Here is a 20,100-nt window from a genome sequence, read left to right on the forward strand (position 1 = left end):
TCTTAATTTACCATAAACCGCATGGTTTTGTTAAGATCCATTGTGTTAATTCGCAGAACGTAAATTCCAGAGTTTAGATTGATATTAATATCTGTCCTGTTTTTAATATCAATATTATCAGAAAACACCATCTTTCCGGTCATATCAATAATTGATATTGAAGCATTATTGTAAATGTTTTCACTCAATAAGGTAATTTGATTTTCAACTGGATTTTGTTGGAGCTTAATTTCAAAATTAGTTAGCGAATAATCAGCCATTCCTAATGTTTCGCTACGTATTTCAGCTAAAGCAAAGGCAACATTTCCATCTGTTAATGTTACATGGGGTTCGTTATTCATTGGAATGTAAGTATTGTCAAAAGGAGAATCATTAATATCTGGAGTAGCATACCAGTCAGGTTCTGAACTAATAGCCAAGCCGCTTAAAGTTGGAATGAAATCAAAATATTGCTCATTTAAATTTTGAACAAATTCTGTAATCAACGGATTTGTACCATCATCAAAAGAAAACAAATCAAATTGTCCCCCAGGAGCATTGTCCAAACCATCAGATTCAGCAGTTGATTCAGCAGAGGCATTATATGAAAAACCAGTAACCCAATTGCCAGGGAAAATGACTTCTGCTTGTCCTATAAAATCTGTAACTACATTGCTTTGGCTAGCTAATGGTGCAAAATTAACAGTAATAATTGCTCTTGTGTTTACCGTTCCAAATGGTGGTACTTCAGCAGATCCAGTATCAAAAGTATGGTTTATTAATTCGGCACCTGGAGTCCCAGTCATTTGTCCAGTTCCACTACCGTTAGTTATTGAAACATTCCGTGTGTCTTGAGGAAACCCCATTCCATCTAATTCGGTTTGAAAAGCATCCCTAAAATTTGGCGCACCAATAGGCGTGTGTGTAATGGCCGCTTGATTATATCCTGAACCATCAACATGTGCTAAATAATGGTCAATTAACATTTGTTTAGCCGCAGCACTATTCAATAATCCAGAAACTAAAGGTTCAGCTTCTGAAATACCTGGATCCCCATTGACCATGTAATTAAAGAGATATTGAATGCCAATAGGCACATGAGCACCTTGGTGTGGTGAATCAAACGAAATATATAACCGAGTATCATGATCTAAAGTTTGACTCTCCATATAGGTTAATGCATATCTTGAGATTAGTCCACCCATACTTGGTCCAATTACAACATTCTGTTCAGCGTCTATAACTTTATCTTGGTTAATGGTATTGATTAATTCAACTAAAATATAGGCATTTCGTTGAATAAAATCCGCACCACCTCTAATTAAAGTTGTGCCATCGGTAGGGCTCAAATATTCTTCCGGGAAATTTAATACTATTAAATCGTAACCTTCATCCCTTACTATATCGCCTAAATTTTCATTGGAATTACCATAATCCAATAAACTGTACATGGAGTCTATGTCACGAGAGTCGTTAGGGTCAAAACCGTCAACAAAAATAATAGGCTTGTCCAATACGCCATCTACGTTATCATAAAATATTTTGTATTCACCTGATCCTAACAGTGCCGAAGGTTCCCCAAAACCTTGGTAGGGAATAGTAGCATCTATTGTAGTAATGGCACTTTCTCCACCAGGAGTTTGAGCGTAAAGCATATTCGTTAAAACTAAAAGAAATAGAAAGGTAATTTTTTTCATAGCTTGGTTAATTTGTTTCTCTATAAATGTACCATTTTTTCATAAAAAAAGCCACTCTAATTTAGAGTGGCTTTTCTTTTAATAAATTTAATGATACCTCTTTAACCTAAAAATGGGTAGCGATAATCTGTTGGTGTAACGAATGTTTCCTTTATCATTCTAGGTGATACCCAACGTAGCAAGTTTTGTGCAGAACCTGCCTTATCATTTGTTCCAGAAGCTCGAGCTCCACCAAATGGTTGCTGTCCAACGACAGCACCTGTAGGTTTGTCATTAATATAGAAGTTTCCGGCGCAATTTTGCAAGATTGTTGTTGCTTCATTAATAGCATAACGCTCGGTTGCTAAAATTGCTCCAGTTAATGCATATTCGCTAGTTTCGTCAACTAATTTTAATGTTTCAGAATATTTATCGGCATCATAAACGTAAATAGTAATTACTGGCCCGAACAATTCCGTACACATCGTTTCGTATTTTGGATTGCTTGTAAGAATCACTGTAGGTTCAATAAAATACCCTTTCGATTTATCGTAATTACCGCCAACAATAATTTCAGCGTCAGCATCTGCTTTTGCTGCATCAATATATTTGGCCAATTTATCGAAAGAACCTTCGTGAATTACAGCAGTGATGAAATTGCTCATGTCTTCTGGAGAACCCATTTTGAAAGAGTTTACATCCTCAATGACGTAGTTCTTAACATCTTCCCATAAATTGTTTGGAATGTATGCACGAGAAGCTGCACTACATTTTTGACCTTGGAATTCAAATGCACCTCGAGAAATAGCTGTGGCTACTTGTTTAGCATTAGCCGATTTGTGCGCAACGATGAAGTCTTTACCTCCAGTTTCACCAACAATTCTAGGATACGTTTTGTAATTGTGAATGTTGTTTCCTATTTGTTTCCAAAGTTCTTTAAAGATAAATGTAGAACCTGTAAAATGTAATCCTGAAAAATCTGGACTTGCCATAACCGTGTTAGTAATCATAACGGGATCGCCAAAAACAACGTTTATCACGCCGTCAGGTACACCAGCTTCTTTAAAAACGTCCATAATTACTTTAGCTGAATAGATTTGACTGTCGCTTGGTTTCCAAACTACAACATTACCCATTAAAGCCATACAAGCTGGAAGATTTCCAGCAATTGCAGTAAAGTTAAATGGTGTTACAGCATAAGTGAATCCTTCAAGCGGTCTATACTCAATACGGTTCCAAGCATCACTTGTACTTTCAGGTTGTTCCATATAAATATCAGTCATAAACTGAACGTTGAAACGTAGGAAGTCTATCAACTCACAAGCAGAATCAATTTCAGCTTGATGGATTGTTTTTGATTGCGCTATCATTGTAGCTGCATTTATTTTTGCACGATACGGACCTGCAATTAATTCAGCAGCTTTTAAGAAAATGCCAGCACGTTGTTCCCATGGTAATTGAGACCAAGTTTTACGAGCCTCTAAAGCCGTTGCAATAGCCTCTTCTATATGAGATTTTTCAGCTGTATGGTAGGTTCCTACAATATGTTTATGATCATGAGGAGGCGACATGGTTTGTGTATTTCCAGTCTTAACATCGTTTCCGTTAATGTACATTGGTACATCAATGTTACTGTTAAACATGTCTTTGTATGCTTTCAGTACTGCTTCGCGTTCTGGTGAGCCTGGAGCATAAGACATAACAGGTTCGTTAACAGCTATTGGTACATTGAAAAATCCTTTTCCCATGGGTGTTTTATTTTTACAATTAGTATAAATTTCGAGCTGCAAAGGTACGATATTTTTGACTATTTTTTTGAAAGAAAGCCTCTTAAAAGCACGTTAAAAGTTTTTGAATTTTTTGTAAGTTGCTATCGTAAAAGAAGACTACTCCATTTATGTGTACAGTAACATTAACACCATTAGGAAAACAAGATTTTGTACTTTACTCAAATAGAGATGAAGCACCTTCAAGAATTTCTAAGCCGCCTAAATTTTATAACTATAAAAATATAAAGCTTCTTTATCCTGAAGATGTGGAATCTGCCGGGACGTGGATTGGCTTGAGCGAAAAACAACGCCTTATTTGTTTGTTGAATGGTGGTTTTGATATTCACGAAAGACAAGCAAATTACAGACACAGTAGAGGCATAGTAGTAAAGGATCTCTTGTCTTCTAATGCTATTGAAGATTCTGTAGCTCAATATGATTTGTTGGATATTGAGCCATTTACCATGATTATAGTTGATTGGAGCAAAAACCTTAAATTTTATGAGTTAGTTTGGGATGGTCAGCAAAAACATTTTAGAACATTAGAGCAAAGACCCCATATTTGGTCGTCATCAACCCTTTATAATAGTGAGATGAGAACTGAACGGCAAGAATGGTTTAAAAAGTTTAAATCTGAACATGAACTTAATTCTGAAACGCTTGATGTTTTCCATAGAATAGCTGGAAAAGGAAATACTGATTATGGTGTTATTATGGATCGTGGTTTTGTGAAAACTACCAGTATAACTAAAGTTGAAAAACACGATGCTAAAGTATCAATGGATTATGAAGATTTGGCTACCCATGATCATTCGGTTGAATTTTTAAACCAAGCACCTTTCAACTAATGAAAAATGATGCCTTTATTTTAACACTGGCTTTTCCTGAAACCATTGTTTTGCATGCTAAAGAGTGGTATTCACCGTATTTAAAATATATAGGTATAGGCAATAAAACCCATGTTCGTGCTGGGCATGCCGCATTGGTTTTAATCAATAAGAGAACTGGCGAATTGGAGTATCACGACTTTGGTCGTTATATCACACCTGAACCTAATGGTCGGGTTCGTGGAAAGGACACCGACCATGAATTGGATTTTCCTCTGGTTGCTGAAATTTCGGACAATAAAATTGATAACCTAGATGATATCTTACGGTTTTTGGCAACACATCCTAAATTAACACATGGTGATGGAACGTTATATGCTTCTGTATGTTCTGAAATAAATTATAGGGATGCTAGGACTCATATTTCAAATATGCAGGACAAGCATTTTATTCGATATGCAGCTTTTGTGACAAATGCTTGTAATTGTGCACGTTTTGTTACAGATACATTAATTGCATCAGTTACAAATTCTAAAATTAAAAAAGGACTGGTGCGTTCAAAATGGTTTACTCCCAGTACTGTTGGAAATGTGGTTTTGGCCGATAGTCATAAAACCGTTTATAGTGTCACGGAAAGTGGCGATATATCAAAGTTTCATGGTTCCGTAGGGCAAATAAACAGAGCTTGTTTTTTAGATCGGTTAAAGCAATTTCAGCCAAACTATTTGGGTACTGTTTTGCCTAAAGAAAATACAGAAAAGCACATATCTGCACAGTGGTTAAGCGGTATTGCGGCTGGAGCATGGTTTGAATTATTTACAACAGGTATAATAAACGAATTTAGATATCGAAGAATAGCACCAAATGGACGTATTGATGTAGAAGGGCTTTATGTTTCTAGTAGTTCAGAATTTAAACACCATGAACCATTCGAATTTATACATTACTCAAATTGCAAATTCTTTCATGTTAAGCAAAACAATATTACGTACAGATTTATTTTAAAGGAAAAGCTAGTTTAAGGCAAAAGGAGCGCTTAATTTAAAGCTAGGTATAGCAACTTGAAACTTATTAGTTGTGGTAAAGTTAATCATACTGTAATGACCACTCATGGCTCCAAAAGGAGAAGTAAGTAAGCAACCAGAAGTATAAGTGTGAGATTCTCCAGGTTTTAATACGGGCTTTTTTCCAATAACACCTTCGCCGGTTACGGTTTCAATATTGTTTAAAGCATCTTGAATAACCCAATGTCTGGCAACCAACTGAACTGAATCTTTGCTTTGATTTTCAATGGTAACTTTATACCCATAGGCAAATTGCATTTGGTAATTCTTATAGAACGTACCTTCAAAATTTGTCTCAACAGATATTTTTATACCTTTTGTTACTTGTTGAACCATAATTATTACCGTATAAACAGTGGGATTGCTATTCAGCTAAAATAATAAATTAAAATTGTAAAGTAGGAAAATTAGCCTATATACTCGATGAACAGGGCAACTAATTGGTTATATCAATCGAAAGTGCACTTCCATAACCAATAATTCTGTCGTATCGCGCGCCTAGATTACGGTAATAAACAATGACTTTATAATCATTTTCGGTTTGCCAAAAATTACCACTTATGGCGCCTTCGTCTAATTTGCCAGTAGCATTATCAACTACTACATATTTGTAATTGTAAAATCCTTGCTTTAACAACAAACTGGTTTCGTAATATTTTTGATTGGCATTAAACTCGAGTTTGGTGCTTTCTTCAATGGCATAATTATTAAAATTGCCATAAATATGGATGGATTTTCCAGGAATAGGTTCGTCCATTGCCAACGCAAAGTGTACCCAGGCATAATCAGCTTCAATCCAGGGTCTTTCAACGTATAAAGCCGTAACCACAAAGTTGCCATTAATATCAGGATTGTAGGTGTAAACTTGATTAAATCTTGGGACATTAGCAAATAAATATGTGTTGTATAAATCGGCTAAACTTATGAATTGAACCGTAGAATTTGCACCTCTTAAATCTTTGTTTTCAAAATAAAAATACTCATTCCCCCCGTAAAAACTGGTTTCCTTATTGTATTTAAAAATCAAATCTTTTCCTATGGTATATTGAGGTCCAACATTAGAAATGGCTGTGTTGAGATTATTGTTTTGCACAATAAGTGTTTTTACCGTTTGTAAAGGATTGTTAAATTGAATTGAACCCGAATTGATAACAATATCCACGGTTTGTTTTTCGTCAAAATACTTAACATCGCGTGACCGCCTTACAACAACGCCAACGTTAGATAGATTTTCATGGACTAGAAACTTTCTTGAAAACACCAATTCGTCCATATCATTAAATATCTTAATCATGTAATTGCCAGATACCTTTAAACCTCTTGTCCATTGGTTTGGTATACGCAACATGTAATGAGAATAAATTTGATAGGTGTTAAACGAGTTTTCGTAATTACGAATACGTTGATTGTCAAAGCCATCCATGTACTCTGTTTTCATGAGCTGCGATGGAGTCCAATCAAAATTATAGTGTTCTATTTTGTAGTAGAAATCATCTTCATTGCCGTTTAAGGCATCGAATTCGAGCAACAACTGATCGCCTAATTCCACTAATGGTAATTGACTTTCTTGGGTGTTAGAGCCCCTAAACATAACAGTTTTAATCATGTCTGGTGGGCTTTTTTCATGCTCAACTTGAGCAGAAACACTAATAGTGGTAGAAAAAGTGATTAGTGCAAGAAAAAATCTAAATAGCATACATTTCATTTTGAGGCATAAAGATAATCAAAATTTGTGCCTGAAATTTAATTAAGATATTTCAGTTTTTGGCTCAAGAAATTTCTCTATTAATTATTATGAAGTATGCGTATTTAATTCGTAAATTTGCACGGATTTTTCGAGTTTACAGAAAAATCACCATTATATTTTACTATTAACAAATAGATTTATAAGCATGTCAAACGACATTAAGATTAAAAAAGGTCTAGACATTAAACTTAAGGGTGCCGCTGAAAAAGCTACTGAAAATGCTATAATAAGCAACTTCTGCACTGTTAGACCTGAAGATTTTCATAGTATTATTCCAAAACTTATTGTAAAAGAAAGCGCAAAAGTAAAAGCTGGAGAGGCCATTTTTTATAATAAATCTAACGATGCTATGTTATTTGCTTCACCAGTTTCTGGAGAAGTTTTAGAAATTGTAAGAGGCCCTAAAAGACGCGTTGATGCTATTAAAATCCAAGCAGATAAGGAACAAAGCTTTAAGGATTTTGGTACGTTTAATTTAGAATCTGCAGATAGTAATGCTGTTAAAGCACATTTATTGGCCTCTGGATGTTGGCCATTTATTAAACAACGTCCTTACGATGTTATTGCCAACCCAGACAAAGCACCTAAAGCTATTTTTATTTCAGGTTATGCATCTGCACCGCTTGTTGCTGATTTAGATTATGTGTTGCAGGGTAAGGAAGCTCAATTACAAGCTGCAGTAACAGCATTGGGTAAAATGACTGACGGTTCAGTTCATGTTTGTGTAGGTAAGAATTCTAATTCACCTTTAGCAGGGCTAAATGGTATTACACTGCACACGGTTTCTGGTCCACATCCATCTGGAAATGTTGGAACTCAAATTAACAAAATAGATCCTGTTAACAAAGGTGAGGTCGTTTGGACGGTTAATGCTCAAGATTTAGTTATTATAGGTGAGCTATTGTTAACGGGTAAGTTTAATGCCGAGCGTATTGTAGCATTGGTTGGCTCTTCAGTAAAAAAGCCAAGATATTTTAAAACAAAAATTGGTAGCGAAGTTGCTACTATGGTTTATGATAACGGAGTAGATAAGGAAGGTAATGATCGTATTATATCGGGTAATGTTTTGTCTGGAAAACAAGTGAAACCAGATGGTGCTTTAGATTATTACAGTAATACCATTACGGTAATTCCTGAAGGTGATGATTATGAATTGTTTGGTTGGAATAAGCCAGTATTTAATAAGATATCGACTTCAAGAGCGATGACATTTTCATGGCTAACGCCCAATAAAAAATATGAGTTGGATACCAATACCAACGGGGAGCATCGTGCATTTGTAATGACTGGAAATTATGAGGAAGTATTTCCTTTAGATATTTATCCATTACAAATTCTAAAAGCGTGCATGTATAGTGATTTAGATGAAATGGAAGCTCTTGGAATGTATGAGGTAGCCCCAGAAGATTTTGCTTTAACTGAATTTGTTTGCGTGTCAAAGCAACCTCATCAAGAGATTATTAGAAAAGGATTGGACGTAATGATTAAAGAAATAGGATAATAAATAGCTATGGGTTTAAAAAGTACATTACATAATTTAAAAGAAAAGTATAAAGGAACCAAAATGGCTCCTGCGTTTAATGCGATTCATACTTTTTTATACTTGCCTAATGAGACCACGCACAATGGAACTCATATAAAAGTGGCAGACGATTTAAAACGTACAATGAACACGGTAATCATGGCTATGGTTCCTTGTTTAATATTTGGTATGTTTAATGCGGGTTATCAACACTACGCAGCATTTGGAACTCCAGTTGAGTTTTTGTCATGGGATGCATTTTATATTGGTTTAATTAAAATTTTACCGCTTGTAATTGTGTCTTATGGTGTTGGTTTAGCCATTGAGTTCTTATTTGCGGTTATTAAAAAACACGAAGTTGAAGAAGGTTATTTAGTAACCGGAATGTTAGTACCATTAATTGTGCCAGTTGATACACCGTTATGGATGCTTGCTGTAGCTGTAGCATTTGGTGTAGTAATTGGGAAGGAAGTTTTTGGAGGTACAGGAATGAACATTCTTAATCCAGCTTTAACTATTCGTGCATTCTTATTCTTTGCATACCCAACATGGATGTCAGGTGATAAGGTTTGGGTACATGGCGCAGTTGAACGTGCTAATGAAATAGCAGCTGGCGCTGAATTGGATGCCATTTCTGGGGAAACCATTTTAGGTGGTTTAGCCCAAGGCAAAGATTTGGGATATTCTGTTGCTGATATGTTCTATGGATTTATTCCAGGTTCGGTTGGTGAAACATCTACCTTGTTAATATTATTAGGAGGTTTATTCTTAATCTTCACCAAGATTGGAAGCTGGAGAATCATGTTGTCTTCATTAATGGGAGCTTTGGTCATGGGATTAATTTTCAACGGTGTTGTTGATGCTGGATGGATAACAGAATCTAGTAAATTCTATGGTTTAATGAGTACCATATGGTGGCATCACTTATTAATCGGAGGTTTTGCATTTGGTACCGTGTTTATGGCGACAGACCCTGTTACAGCTTCACAAACCAATAAAGGTAAATGGATATATGGATTTTTAATTGGATTTATTTCTATTCTTATTAGAGTATTCAACCCAGCGTATCCAGAAGGTGTGATGTTGGCAATACTACTTATGAATGTGTTCGCGCCAACTATCGATCACTATGTAGTTCAAGGAAATGTAAAACGACGTATGAAGCGTTTAAAAGTTAAAACGGCGTAATTATGAGTAATAAAACAGATTCTAATATATATACTATAATCTTTGCTGTAGCAATGGTTGTTGTGGTTGGTTCGTTGCTTGCTTTTGCAGCATCATCACTAGAACCTACTATCTCTGAAAACAAACGTTTGGAAAAGCAACAGAACATTCTATACGCAATGGGTGTGAATGAGAACGATGAGAGCAGTGCAACGTTTATCTCTACCGATAAAGCACCTCAAGCGTTTTCAGAGTTTATTAAAAAACAATTGGTTATTCAAGAGGGTGAAGTTACTGAAGATGACCAAGCTTACTTAATTGATGTTAAGAAAGAAAAGTCTGCTGCTAAAAAAGCTGATTACTCAAGACGTCTTCCGCTATTTATTGGAGAAAAAGAAGGGCAAACTTATTATATAGCACCTATTTATGGTAAAGGTCTTTGGGATGCTATTTGGGGCTATGTTTCCATGGATGAAGATATGGTTATTCAAGGCGCATATTTTGACCATAAAGGAGAAACACCAGGTTTAGGAGCCAATATCAAGCAGCGTTATTTTATGGACGATTTTATTGGTGAGCATTTATTGGATACCAACGGAAACTTTGCGGGAATTACGGTTTCTAAAAGTAATGCCGATCCAACAAATAAAGATAAAACAGATAACGAAGTAGATGCCATTGCTGGAGCAACCATTACGGGTGATGGGGTATCTGCGATGATTAAAAGCGATTTAAGGCTTTACGTACCTTATTTTAAAAATTTAAAAAACAACTAATTTATGGGACTTTTATCAAAAAAAGACGCCAAATTAATTACTGATCCATTAGCGGATAATAATCCAATTACTATTCAAGTATTAGGTATTTGTTCGGCATTAGCGATTACTGCTGAATTGGAAGCTTCAATTGTAATGTCTATTTCAGTATTGTTTGTTTTAGGTGTTGGAAACGTGGTGATTTCGTTAATGCGAAATATTATCCCAAGTAAGATTAGAATTATTGTACAGCTAATTGTAGTTGCAACTCTTGTAATTATAGTGGATTTAGTACTCAAGGCATTTGCTTATGAATTAAGCAAAACGCTTTCGGTATTCGTTGGTTTGATTATTACGAACTGTATCATTATGGGACGTTTTGAAGCTTTTGCCTTAGGTAATGGCCCTTGGCGTTCATTCCTTGATGGTATTGGTAATGCTGCAGGTTACGGAGTGATATTGATTATTGTAGGATTCTTTAGGGAGTTATTAGGTTCTGGTACACTTTTAGGAATTCCGGTATTGGGAGATCCAATTGAAAAAACTGGACTTTACTCAATAGGCTATGAAAATAACGGGTTTATGTTGTTGTCACCAATGGCATTGATTGTTGTGGGTATTATTATTTGGGTACAACGTACAAGAAACAAAGCATTAGTAGAAGATCATTAAAAGATAGATTGTCCTTTATTGGATAGTTTGAAAATATAGACTATGGAACATTTAGAATTATTTTTAAAATCAATATTTATAGATAACATGGTATTTGCCACGTTCTTGGGGATGTGTTCTTACTTGGCAGTATCTAAAAAAGTTTCAACAGCTGTTGGTTTAGGAGCAGCGGTTATTTTTGTATTAGCTATAACAGTTCCTTTAAACTGGTTATTAGACCAATACTTATTACAGCCAGGAGCTTTGTCTTGGTTGGGTGAAGAATATGCGGCTTATGATTTAAGTTTCTTATCGTTTATCATGTTTATTGCTACCATTGCAACTATGGTACAATTAGTAGAAATTGTTGTAGAAAAGTTTTCACCATCATTATATAATTCACTTGGTATTTTCTTACCATTGATTGCTGTAAACTGTGCTATTTTAGGAGGTTCATTATTTATGCAATCTCGTGAAATAGCTACTTTAGGATTAGCAACAACTTACGGAATAGGTTCAGGTATTGGATGGTTTTTAGCCATTTTAGCTATTGCAGCTATTCGTGAAAAAATACGTTATTCAAATGTACCGCCAGCCTTAAGAGGTTTAGGAATTACGTTTATCATTACAGGTTTAATGGCTATCGGGTTTATGAGTTTCGGTGGGATGTTAACAGGTGGCGATGATGAAGCAGCAAAAGAAACAAAATCTGCTCAAGTAGATGAGCTGAATGATACTGAAAAAGAATTAGCTAACAATACAAAAGTAATCGAGTAACATGATATTAGCTTCAAGTACATTAGGAACAATAATGACCACAGTAGTAGCCTTTTTAGTGGTTACCTTGTTATTGGTTGCATTATTATTATTTGTAAAACAAAAACTATCACCTTCTGGACCGGTAAAGATTAAAATTAACGGCGAGAAAGAAATTGAAGTAGCTTCAGGTGGTACATTATTATCAACATTAGGTAATCAAAAAATATTTTTGCCATCGGCTTGTGGAGGTGGTGGTACTTGTATTCAATGTGAGTGTCATGTGTTAGATGGAGGAGGTGAAGCTCTTCCAACAGAGACACCACACTTTACACGTAAAGAATTACAACATGGTGCGCGTTTGGCTTGTCAGGTTAAGGTTAAACAGGATATGGAGATTACCATTCCAGAAGAAGTGTTTGGTATTAAAAAGTGGGAAGCAGAAGTTGTTCGAAACTATAACGTAGCGTCTTTTATTAAGGAATTTGTTGTTAGAATTCCTGAAGACATGAACTACAAAGCTGGTGGTTATATCCAAATTGAAATTCCACCGTGTACAATAAAGTACGAAGACATTGACATTACTGCCCATCCGGAAGAGCATGAAACGCCTGATAAGTTTCAAGCTGAATGGGATAAATTTGGTCTTTGGCCATTGGTCATGAAGAATGACGAAACAGTAGAAAGAGCTTACTCTATGGCTTCTTACCCAGCGGAAGGGCGTGATATTATGTTGAACGTTCGTATAGCTACGCCACCATGGGATCGTAATAAAAACGGTTGGATGGATGTTAACCCAGGTGTGGCATCGTCATATATCTTTGCCCAAAAGCCAGGTGATAAAGTAACAATTTCAGGACCTTATGGTGAATTCTTTATTAATGAGTCTGATGCAGAAATGTTGTATGTAGGTGGTGGAGCAGGTATGGCGCCAATGCGTTCACACTTATACCATTTATTTAAAACCTTAAAAACTGGACGTAAAGTAACCTATTGGTATGGAGGTCGTTCTAAGCGTGAGTTATTCTATTTAGAGCATTTCCGTGCGTTGGAAAGAGATTTCCCGAACTTTAAGTTCTATTTAGCTTTATCAGAACCATTAGAAGAAGATAACTGGAAAGTAAAAGAAAATATTGATGCTCCAGGTGATGGTTTTGTTGGATTTATTCACAACTGTGTGATAGATAATTATCTAAATCATCATGAAGCTCCTGAAGATATTGAATTGTATTTCTGTGGCCCACCATTAATGAACAAAGCTGTTCAAAAAATGGGAGAGGATTTTGGAATTCCAGATGAGAATATCAGATTTGATGACTTTGGAGGATAGACGATAATCGTCATTAGCATAACTAAATAATATGAAGTCCAATACGAAAGTATTGGGCTTTTTTAATTAAAAACAGTTTTTTTATGGGTTTCTGGATAGGAAAATAATTTTGAGCAATCCATGACATTTGGGATATCATCCAATTTGCATAGTATTTCTATAACGCTTGAGAGCCCTTTAAACAAATTGTCAGGGTCTGTTGGGTTGTTAGGTTTTGGATTCTTATGATGAAGCGGTAACGCATAGCCACAGCCTTTTAAAAAAGCCTGCTCAATTTGTAATATTTCCAGTGGTGAATACCCATTGAATTTTTTGCCTAATTTTTGATTGACCATTCCAATATAATTTAACTTCAAGGATCCATGATCATCGGAAATGTACTTCCAGAAATCTTGATTGTTTAAAATATTCCCAACGGCACATTGTTTGCAATCTTCAGGATGCAACGTGTTGCTATGAAACGCATTGTATAATTTTTGAATGGCATTATTGAATCGAGTTGAGGTTTTCATAACACTTTAGCTTTCTTTTTCAATTAAAAGATACAAAAAAAGATTTGTTATTATGCGCCAGCTTTACCATCGCCATCAATATCCTGAACCAAATGTGTTTCTAAAGCAATTAGTGTTTTTTTAAGCAAAGCTTTTGTACTAGCCAATTCTTCTTCAAGTTGTTTTACACGTTCTTCAACACTATTGGCTTGTGCTTGTTGTTTTTCTAACTCATCTTGTTGAAGTAAATCCCAAAATATCCCCATGGTTAAATATGGTTTATGTTAAATGTTTAGTTTAGAGTCAATTAGTTTAAGAAGATCGCTGGCTAATTTTTTTTGAAGTTTAATGCGGTTTACAACTCGTTCTTTTCGAGTATAATCGGCATATAGCCTATTTCTAAATCTATTTGACGTAATAAAGTTTATAATTTCATTTATAGTATTGTCGTCTAAATTTGACGATTGGTTTTTGTTTAATACTGAGAGGTCGATGTTCTCGTAAGTAAGAAACTCACTATCATTCATATCAATGGTTTGTTCCTTGTCCCATTCAATATATTCACCATAAATTTTATATTCAACCGTGTAATATAAGCTAATAACATTAAATACTTCTCTGTATTCTTTGGCTTCGGTAAAGCCTGTGTTAAGTAATTTTGTATAGGTAGCATTGTTGATTTGATAGATTCGCATGGAGTGATGGACTCTTAATATTCTATAGAGGGAATCTTTTGAAATTAATCTAATGTCTTGAGCGTCCAGAATAGCTTTGTCGTTTTTTATAGTGTTATTAGCACGTTTTAAGGCTTGATTAAATATTATGGTATCATTTATTAAGTCTTTTTTAAAGTCGTCTAAATAATCTACGGTAAGGGCAATATTGTGTTGTTTTTGTTTCCAGTTATTTATTTGTAAAGCAATTAGAATACCAATAACAACTAATATAATTTCTCCAGAAGCATATTTCAAATATTTTGAAGTTTTGTTTTCCATGATTAGTGATTTACGAATATGTCTGAAGAGTTTTAGCATAGTATCAGTTACCTTCTTCTTTTAAATATATTTCAAGCTTTTGAATAAACTCTGAAATTTGAATGTTAAATTCGGTGACCTGATCCAAAGCGTTTATGAAAAATCGTTGTGATAGCTCGATGTTTGGTTTTATATCCTTGTGTTTTAATAAAGTTTTATAGCCAAGCATAGAACTATCTTGTGCGATGGATTTATATTCCTCTGAATAGGTAATATAAAGCGGTATGGCATATTGTTCTCCCATCCTGTTAGAAAGTTCTATAGCTGTGGCCACATATTCATATTTAGCATAGTAACGTTTTAAATACCGTTCAATAGAGTCATTTTTTATAATGTCAACAGCATCAGAATTGTTGACCATTACATGGGATTGATAGGCTAATCTTGATCCAAATAAATTGGAATTTTTCTTTCGTTTTAATTTTGAAATAGAATCAACCAAAGTAGAATCGTACATACTTAAAACCAACTTTTGTATTGTGTCGGTCCTTTTAATAAAATTTGCTCGTGACTCAAAAAAAATAGAGTCGGCTCGGGCATCTTCTAGAAGTTGTTTTATTTGATTGATTTCGGTTTGCTTTTCTAGTCTGTTATTATTCCAGTTATTAATTTGTAAGGCAATAAGGATACCAATTACTACAAGGATAATTTCACCAATGGCATATTTTAAATATTTTGAAGTTTTATTTTCCTCAATTAAAGATTGACGAATATGGCGAAAGAATTTAATCATAGTTAATTTCTAGTTTCTTCAATTAGTTTTATAAATAATTTTCTGGCCTCACCGAGGGTCTTTTTCGTAATGTCGTACATATAGAGCTTATCATCAATATGGTTTTCGAAAACAGGATCTGATAGCAAATTAGAATTGTCAATTTTTAATTTTGAGCTTGTATAATTAAATTCAGAACTGGCAACGTCAATATTCCTTAAAGAACCATTTTGCTTTAAGTAGCTTATGATTTCTTCACCTGTTTTTTCTGTCCTAACATCTACCTCGTGCATTTCATTCTGTAATCTAGACCATTGGTACAACAACAATTTTAAATCTTGATTTTTAAGTTCGGCTATATTGCCCGAGGCGTTAAGGTTATTTAACAAGTACTGACTGGGACGCCAATTGGGAGAGTTAAGGGCATCTGAATATAACTTGTTTAAAGCATCATTGCTCAAGGTATCAGTGTCAGAGCCAAAAAGGTGGAATATTTTTTCTAAAGCAGCAATAACGGTGTCAATATTTTTAGCTACAGAATCTAACTCCTTTAAATTGTCTTTAAATTCTATTTGCAAGTTATCCAATAGTTGACGTTCCTTAATAGTGTCCTTACGCGTTTCATTCCAATTGTTTATTTGAAGAGCTATCAATATGCCGATAACAACTAATATAATTTCACCAATGGCGTATTTAAAGTACTTGCTTGTTTTGTTTTCACTCATAAGGCTGTACCGTATTTTTCTGAAGAACTTTATCATTAATCATTTTGTTGCGAGAGTGTTATTTTACAGCTAAAGTTAGTTCTCATAAGACTCACATAATTTAATAATTTCGTTTAATCGTGTTTTAGCTTCCTTGTAGTATTCTAGCATAAACCCGTTGTGTGAAGTTCTATGTGTTATAATGTTTTCAAACGATTTGTCTTTCAACAGCGCTTCATTCGAGCCTTCAAATTTAGACGTGCCATATTGAAATGGACCATAGTTGTGCAAATTTCTATTCATAGAGTTCTCAATTAAATAGTCAAAGTATTTAGAACCTCGTTCAACATGAAACTCGCTCCAATCCAATAAGTTGCTATAAAAAGTTTCCCATTCTATTAGCTTTATTTTTAAGTCCTCATTTGATAGATTAGATAGCTTGCCCGAGCTTTTAATGTTACTTAATGTATATAGGCTTGGATCCCATATAGACAACCTAGGGGTCATGCTTAAAAGACTGTCAACAAGCTTTAATGAACCAAATTCGTAATTAGGGTCAGTGTGTTTAAGCAATTCTTTTCCAGCATTCATAATTGCTTGAGTTGTGTTAATATGGGATTCGAGGTCTAAAACATTTTTTTGAAATTCTAATTTAAGACTGGCAATAGTTGTTTTTTCTTCGTTTATAAGTTTTCTTTTTTCGTTCCAATTATTTATTTGCAACGCAATTAGGATACCAATAACCACAAGAATAATTTCGCCAATGGCATATAAGATGTATTTACTAAACTTGTTTTCGGTTAATAAGCTTTTACGAATACGTCTGAAGAATTTTATCATACACTTACATTGTTAAGCAGATAAAGTGCGTTAAGTAGCTAGGTTGGTGCTTTTAAAGTTAAACAATTTTTAATTCTTCTTGAGATAAATTAATTAGTATTAATTTTGTAGTATGAAAAAGGCACTTACAGAGCAGGAATTGCATAATTTGGCTATGAATCATGTTGGGAAAGAGTTAGAACAACGTGGATTTGAATTTGTAGCTATCAATAGTAAGTTGAAGAAACATCCACAGTTTGTTTGTATAGATAAGAATAGTCAGTATTTTTTTGTATTGGTAAGGGCGGTTATGTTACCAGATAACCCCAACAATTATGATGTGGTATGGATGGAAACATTCAAAAAACATGCTCGAGAAAAAGATGCCAAAGTATTGTATGCTGGAGTTGGTTTGGGTAATCCCGAAGGCGAAGATTTGCCAATATATTTTAACGAGAATTATTTAATTGAGTACAACGGTATTCAAGTTATTGAAACCCATTTAAACTAGATGAAGAACAGTCTTCTTTTATTAGCCATAAGTTTAATACTGTCATGCAACCAAAAAAGTGATAAGCAGGTTAATATCAAATCATCTGGTCAGGTATTTGGAACTTCATATTCTATAATCTATGAGTCTCAAGTAAATTATCAAAAGCAATTTGATAGTTTGTTTTATGTTATAAATCAATCCTTGTCTACATATCAAACCAATTCAATTATTTCAAAAATTAATAGAAATGAATGGACTCATTTTGACAATCATTTTTTTACCGTTTTTGAGGCTTCAAAGCAAATTTATGAAGCGACCAATGGAGCCTTTGATCCTACAATAGGTGCTGTTGTTAATGCATGGGATTTTGGACCTGAAGGAAAAATAGTAGGTCTAGACAGTTTAAAGGTTGATAGTTTAATGTTGGGTGTAGGTTTTGATAAAATAGAATTGCCCAAAGAAAAGTTTAGACTGCCTAAAAACACCTTTTTAGACTTTAATGCCATTGCAAAAGGATATGGCGTTGATATTATTGCTGGTTTTTTAAGTGAAAAGCATATAGAAAATTTTTTAGTTGAAATAGGAGGCGAAATACATGCTCGGGGTAAAAATGCTGAAAAACAAAAGCCTTGGAAAGTAGGTGTAGAGATGCCGCGCTTTGATGGCGAGCAATCTATTTTAAAAACCATAACCATTACAAACCAAGCCATGGCTACATCTGGGACCTATAGAAAATTTAAGGTCGATGAAAATGGTAACCGCTATTCGCATATTATTGATACCAAAACTGGTTACCCAAGTAAAACTAATTTATTAAGCATTTCGGTACTAGCCGAAAATTGTATGACTGCAGATGCTTATGCTACGGCATTTAAAGCTATGGGTGTCGAAAGTGTTCAGGAGTTTTTGGAATCACACCCTGAATTACAGGTGTTTCTAATTTATGAAAACAAGAAAGGAGAATTAGAAACTTTAGCTTTAAATGGGTTTCCAGAATCATAATTATTTATGAACAAAAGGGATAATCTCTCCTTGTGCTAAACAATAACGGTCTACATCTTCAGGGGTTAATTGTGTTGTATAGTCTACTTCATCAACATTAAAACCAATGTTGCGAAGCTTATTAAAATAATCACGACCATAAATACGAACATGGTCATACTGCCCAAAAATTTTAGCGCGTTCGTTTTTATCGGTTATGCTATTGTCTTCAAAAGTTGTTTCTCGATTTAAATCCTGTGGAATCTGAAAAACACCCCATCCGCCAGGTTTCATAACACGATACAATTCCTGCATAGCTTTGGTATCATCAGGAATATGTTCCAAGACATGATTGCAAAGAATAATATCGTAGCTGTTATCTTCAAAGGGGAGATTACAAATATCGGCTTTTACATCTGCCAAAGGTGAGTTTAAATCGGTTGTGGTATAATCTAAATTGTTAAGTTTTCTAAAGCGTTTATAAAAGGCTTGTTCTGGGGCAAAATGCAACACCTTAAGTTTATCAGTAAAGAAATTGGTTTCATTTTTAAGATACAACCAAAGTAATCTATGGCGTTCTAAAGAAAGGGTTGAAGGTGACAATACATTGGTTCGTTGATTGCCGTAACCATAAGGTAAAAAACTTCTGAAACTTTTACCATCTATAGGATCTGTGTAGTTGTTCCCTTTTAGAAAAAGTCCAAGAATAGGACGTATAACATAACTCAACCGAATTAGGATTGGTCTCGGAATGGTATTTAAGATTATTTTAAATAGTCTATTCACCACGAATTAAAGCACTAAAGCCCTCTGTCTAAACTCATCTTCCTCTTGGCTTTCAATGCCTAAAGCTTCATAGATGTAAGCAAATGTTGAGAGCAATTCAGGTTTACCGTCTACAATAGCGACATCATGTTCAAAATGAGCAGAAGGTTTGTTATCAAAAGTAGTAATGGTCCAACCATCTCTATGTTGTTTTATACGGTGAGTTCCCATATTTATCATAGGCTCTATAGCTACCACCATGCCTTCAATAAATTTCTTGCCCCGACCACGTTTGCCATAATTTGGCATTTCAGGATCTTCATGCATTTTTCTGCCTAGACCATGACCTACTAATTCCCGTACAACACCATAGCCGTGAGCTTCACAATGTTTTTGAATGGCATAACCTACATCACCCACACGATTACCTAATTTAAATTCACGAATGCCTACATAAAGCGATTCTTTTGTAACATCCAATAATTTTTGTGTTTCTGGGGCAATTTCGCCTACAGGGAAGGTGTATGCATGATCACCGTAAAAGTCGTTTTTAATAGCACCACAATCAATAGAAATGATATCGCCTTCGCGCAAAGGTTCATTTGTTGGGAACCCGTGAACAACTTGCGAATTAGGACTCATGCATAATGTGTTTGGAAAGTCGTATAAACCTAAAAAACCAGGAATAGCCCCTTGTTCTCTTATAAATTCTTCAGCTAGTTTATCGAGTTGTAGAGTGGTAACACCAGGTTTAACTTCTTTTGCAAGCATTCCTAGAGTTTTTGAAACTACAAGTGCACTTTCGCGCATCAATTCTATTTCTTCCTTGGTTTTTACTATAATCATAATTAAAAAATA

The 20,100-nt window shown here is 34.7% G+C and carries 22 protein-coding genes; 10 read left to right on the forward strand and 12 right to left on the reverse strand.

From position 1 onward, the window contains the following. Nucleotides 1–2: 2 nt before the first annotated feature. Both K7G76_RS03745 and pruA read right to left on the reverse strand, forming a co-directional pair. A complete protein-coding gene (locus K7G76_RS03745) occupies nucleotides 3–1,676 on the reverse strand; it encodes an esterase/lipase family protein (RefSeq protein WP_223032859.1) in 1,674 nt (557 codons plus the stop codon). A gap of 101 nt (nucleotides 1,677–1,777) precedes the next feature. Beyond that, nucleotides 1,778–3,403 (reverse strand): L-glutamate gamma-semialdehyde dehydrogenase, encoded by a 1,626-nt coding sequence (pruA, locus tag K7G76_RS03750; protein WP_223032860.1) that lies wholly within the window; start codon nucleotides 3,401–3,403, stop codon nucleotides 1,778–1,780. Nucleotides 3,404–3,552: 149 nt separating this feature from the next. Here pruA and K7G76_RS03755 point away from each other — a divergent pair, with 149 nt between their 5' ends. Both K7G76_RS03755 and K7G76_RS03760 read left to right on the forward strand, forming a co-directional pair. After that, on the forward strand, nucleotides 3,553–4,272 hold the full coding sequence (locus tag K7G76_RS03755; protein WP_223032861.1) for an NRDE family protein: 720 nt from the start codon (nucleotides 3,553–3,555) through the stop codon (nucleotides 4,270–4,272). Next, a complete protein-coding gene (locus K7G76_RS03760) occupies nucleotides 4,272–5,273 on the forward strand; it encodes a DUF6695 family protein (protein WP_223032862.1) in 1,002 nt (333 codons plus the stop codon). The genes K7G76_RS03755 and K7G76_RS03760 overlap by 1 nt, the downstream gene beginning before the upstream one ends. Here K7G76_RS03760 and apaG read toward each other — a convergent pair. Continuing rightward, nucleotides 5,265–5,651 carry a Co2+/Mg2+ efflux protein ApaG gene (apaG, locus tag K7G76_RS03765; protein WP_223032863.1) on the reverse strand — a complete coding sequence of 129 codons (387 nt, stop codon included), beginning with the start codon at nucleotides 5,649–5,651 and terminating at the stop codon, nucleotides 5,265–5,267. The two genes, K7G76_RS03760 and apaG, sit on opposite strands and share 9 nt — an antisense overlap. Before the next feature lie 100 nt (nucleotides 5,652–5,751). Further along, complete coding sequence (locus tag K7G76_RS03770; RefSeq protein WP_456237530.1) at nucleotides 5,752–7,020, reverse strand: type IX secretion system plug protein; 1,269 nt, start codon at nucleotides 7,018–7,020, stop codon at nucleotides 5,752–5,754. A 187-nt stretch (nucleotides 7,021–7,207) separates the two neighbouring features. Here K7G76_RS03770 and K7G76_RS03775 point away from each other — a divergent pair, with 187 nt between their 5' ends. Genes K7G76_RS03775 through nqrF form a run of 6 tightly spaced genes read left to right on the forward strand, consistent with a single transcriptional unit; the run spans nucleotide 7,208 to nucleotide 13,243 of the window. Further along, entirely contained in the window at nucleotides 7,208–8,563 is a 1,356-nt protein-coding gene (locus K7G76_RS03775; protein WP_223032865.1) for a Na(+)-translocating NADH-quinone reductase subunit A, read from the forward strand. 9 nt (nucleotides 8,564–8,572) lie between these two features. Next, complete coding sequence (locus K7G76_RS03780; RefSeq protein ID WP_223032866.1) at nucleotides 8,573–9,772, forward strand: NADH:ubiquinone reductase (Na(+)-transporting) subunit B; 1,200 nt, start codon at nucleotides 8,573–8,575, stop codon at nucleotides 9,770–9,772. A 2-nt stretch (nucleotides 9,773–9,774) separates the two neighbouring features. Further along, complete coding sequence (locus K7G76_RS03785) at nucleotides 9,775–10,527, forward strand: Na(+)-translocating NADH-quinone reductase subunit C (protein WP_223032867.1); 753 nt, start codon at nucleotides 9,775–9,777, stop codon at nucleotides 10,525–10,527. A gap of 3 nt (nucleotides 10,528–10,530) precedes the next feature. Continuing rightward, nucleotides 10,531–11,178: an NADH:ubiquinone reductase (Na(+)-transporting) subunit D gene (locus K7G76_RS03790; RefSeq protein ID WP_223032868.1), complete on the forward strand. Its 648-nt coding sequence runs from the start codon at nucleotides 10,531–10,533 to the stop codon at nucleotides 11,176–11,178. Nucleotides 11,179–11,220: 42 nt separating this feature from the next. Further along, nucleotides 11,221–11,934: an NADH:ubiquinone reductase (Na(+)-transporting) subunit E gene (gene nqrE / locus K7G76_RS03795; RefSeq protein ID WP_223032869.1), complete on the forward strand. Its 714-nt coding sequence runs from the start codon at nucleotides 11,221–11,223 to the stop codon at nucleotides 11,932–11,934. A 1-nt stretch (nucleotide 11,935) separates the two neighbouring features. Further along, the gene (gene nqrF / locus K7G76_RS03800; RefSeq protein ID WP_223032870.1) at nucleotides 11,936–13,243 is read left to right on the forward strand and encodes an NADH:ubiquinone reductase (Na(+)-transporting) subunit F; all 1,308 of its coding nucleotides are present in this window, start codon (nucleotides 11,936–11,938) and stop codon (nucleotides 13,241–13,243) included. Between the two features lie 62 nt (nucleotides 13,244–13,305). Here the strand turns inward: nqrF and K7G76_RS03805 are convergent, their stop codons facing one another. From K7G76_RS03805 to K7G76_RS03830, 6 genes are all read right to left on the reverse strand, one after another. Beyond that, complete coding sequence (locus K7G76_RS03805) at nucleotides 13,306–13,755, reverse strand: Na(+)-translocating NADH-quinone reductase subunit F (RefSeq protein WP_223032871.1); 450 nt, start codon at nucleotides 13,753–13,755, stop codon at nucleotides 13,306–13,308. Nucleotides 13,756–13,805: 50 nt separating this feature from the next. Beyond that, a complete protein-coding gene (locus tag K7G76_RS03810; RefSeq protein ID WP_223032872.1) occupies nucleotides 13,806–14,000 on the reverse strand; it encodes a hypothetical protein in 195 nt (64 codons plus the stop codon). Between the two features lie 18 nt (nucleotides 14,001–14,018). Then, on the reverse strand, nucleotides 14,019–14,729 hold the full coding sequence (locus K7G76_RS03815; RefSeq protein WP_223032873.1) for a DUF6090 family protein: 711 nt from the start codon (nucleotides 14,727–14,729) through the stop codon (nucleotides 14,019–14,021). A 43-nt stretch (nucleotides 14,730–14,772) separates the two neighbouring features. After that, nucleotides 14,773–15,501 (reverse strand): DUF6090 family protein, encoded by a 729-nt coding sequence (locus tag K7G76_RS03820; protein ID WP_223032874.1) that lies wholly within the window; start codon nucleotides 15,499–15,501, stop codon nucleotides 14,773–14,775. A gap of 2 nt (nucleotides 15,502–15,503) precedes the next feature. Then, the gene (locus K7G76_RS03825; protein ID WP_223032875.1) at nucleotides 15,504–16,205 is read right to left on the reverse strand and encodes a DUF6090 family protein; all 702 of its coding nucleotides are present in this window, start codon (nucleotides 16,203–16,205) and stop codon (nucleotides 15,504–15,506) included. Nucleotides 16,206–16,280: 75 nt separating this feature from the next. Next, nucleotides 16,281–17,024 (reverse strand): DUF6090 family protein, encoded by a 744-nt coding sequence (locus K7G76_RS03830; RefSeq protein WP_223032876.1) that lies wholly within the window; start codon nucleotides 17,022–17,024, stop codon nucleotides 16,281–16,283. A 112-nt stretch (nucleotides 17,025–17,136) separates the two neighbouring features. Between K7G76_RS03830 and K7G76_RS03835 the strand changes: the two genes are divergently transcribed. Next, nucleotides 17,137–17,514: a Na(+)-translocating NADH-quinone reductase subunit F gene (locus K7G76_RS03835; protein ID WP_223032877.1), complete on the forward strand. Its 378-nt coding sequence runs from the start codon at nucleotides 17,137–17,139 to the stop codon at nucleotides 17,512–17,514. After that, on the forward strand, nucleotides 17,515–18,498 hold the full coding sequence (locus tag K7G76_RS03840) for an FAD:protein FMN transferase (RefSeq protein WP_223032878.1): 984 nt from the start codon (nucleotides 17,515–17,517) through the stop codon (nucleotides 18,496–18,498). It abuts the gene before it with no gap. Here K7G76_RS03840 and K7G76_RS03845 read toward each other — a convergent pair whose 3' ends face one another. Together K7G76_RS03845 and map are read right to left on the reverse strand one after the other, a co-directional pair. Then, on the reverse strand, nucleotides 18,499–19,263 hold the full coding sequence (locus K7G76_RS03845; protein WP_223032879.1) for a class I SAM-dependent methyltransferase: 765 nt from the start codon (nucleotides 19,261–19,263) through the stop codon (nucleotides 18,499–18,501). A 6-nt stretch (nucleotides 19,264–19,269) separates the two neighbouring features. After that, nucleotides 19,270–20,088, reverse strand: coding sequence for a type I methionyl aminopeptidase (gene map / locus K7G76_RS03850; RefSeq protein ID WP_223032880.1), 819 nt, complete (start codon nucleotides 20,086–20,088; stop codon nucleotides 19,270–19,272). Nucleotides 20,089–20,100: the final 12 nt, after the last annotated feature.

Origin of the sequence: Hanstruepera marina (genome assembly GCF_019880635.1) — a bacterium.
GTDB classification, from domain to species: Bacteria; Bacteroidota; Bacteroidia; order Flavobacteriales; family Flavobacteriaceae; genus Hanstruepera; species Hanstruepera marina.

Coding starts and splice junctions, on each gene's coding strand:
- K7G76_RS03745 (WP_223032859.1), bottom strand. CDS start 1,676: ATGAAAAAAATTACCTTTCTATTTCTTTTAGTTTTAACGAATATGCTT.
- pruA (WP_223032860.1), bottom strand. CDS start 3,403: ATGGGAAAAGGATTTTTCAATGTACCAATAGCTGTTAACGAACCTGTT.
- K7G76_RS03755 (WP_223032861.1), top strand. CDS start 3,553: ATGTGTACAGTAACATTAACACCATTAGGAAAACAAGATTTTGTACTT.
- K7G76_RS03760 (WP_223032862.1), top strand. CDS start 4,272: ATGAAAAATGATGCCTTTATTTTAACACTGGCTTTTCCTGAAACCATT.
- apaG (WP_223032863.1), bottom strand. CDS start 5,651: ATGGTTCAACAAGTAACAAAAGGTATAAAAATATCTGTTGAGACAAAT.
- K7G76_RS03770 (WP_456237530.1), bottom strand. CDS start 7,020: ATGAAATGTATGCTATTTAGATTTTTTCTTGCACTAATCACTTTTTCT.
- K7G76_RS03775 (WP_223032865.1), top strand. CDS start 7,208: ATGTCAAACGACATTAAGATTAAAAAAGGTCTAGACATTAAACTTAAG.
- K7G76_RS03780 (WP_223032866.1), top strand. CDS start 8,573: ATGGGTTTAAAAAGTACATTACATAATTTAAAAGAAAAGTATAAAGGA.
- K7G76_RS03785 (WP_223032867.1), top strand. CDS start 9,775: ATGAGTAATAAAACAGATTCTAATATATATACTATAATCTTTGCTGTA.
- K7G76_RS03790 (WP_223032868.1), top strand. CDS start 10,531: ATGGGACTTTTATCAAAAAAAGACGCCAAATTAATTACTGATCCATTA.
- nqrE (WP_223032869.1), top strand. CDS start 11,221: ATGGAACATTTAGAATTATTTTTAAAATCAATATTTATAGATAACATG.
- nqrF (WP_223032870.1), top strand. CDS start 11,936: ATGATATTAGCTTCAAGTACATTAGGAACAATAATGACCACAGTAGTA.
- K7G76_RS03805 (WP_223032871.1), bottom strand. CDS start 13,755: ATGAAAACCTCAACTCGATTCAATAATGCCATTCAAAAATTATACAAT.
- K7G76_RS03810 (WP_223032872.1), bottom strand. CDS start 14,000: ATGGGGATATTTTGGGATTTACTTCAACAAGATGAGTTAGAAAAACAA.
- K7G76_RS03815 (WP_223032873.1), bottom strand. CDS start 14,729: ATGGAAAACAAAACTTCAAAATATTTGAAATATGCTTCTGGAGAAATT.
- K7G76_RS03820 (WP_223032874.1), bottom strand. CDS start 15,501: ATGATTAAATTCTTTCGCCATATTCGTCAATCTTTAATTGAGGAAAAT.
- K7G76_RS03825 (WP_223032875.1), bottom strand. CDS start 16,205: ATGAGTGAAAACAAAACAAGCAAGTACTTTAAATACGCCATTGGTGAA.
- K7G76_RS03830 (WP_223032876.1), bottom strand. CDS start 17,024: ATGATAAAATTCTTCAGACGTATTCGTAAAAGCTTATTAACCGAAAAC.
- K7G76_RS03835 (WP_223032877.1), top strand. CDS start 17,137: ATGAAAAAGGCACTTACAGAGCAGGAATTGCATAATTTGGCTATGAAT.
- K7G76_RS03840 (WP_223032878.1), top strand. CDS start 17,515: ATGAAGAACAGTCTTCTTTTATTAGCCATAAGTTTAATACTGTCATGC.
- map (WP_223032880.1), bottom strand. CDS start 20,088: ATGATTATAGTAAAAACCAAGGAAGAAATAGAATTGATGCGCGAAAGT.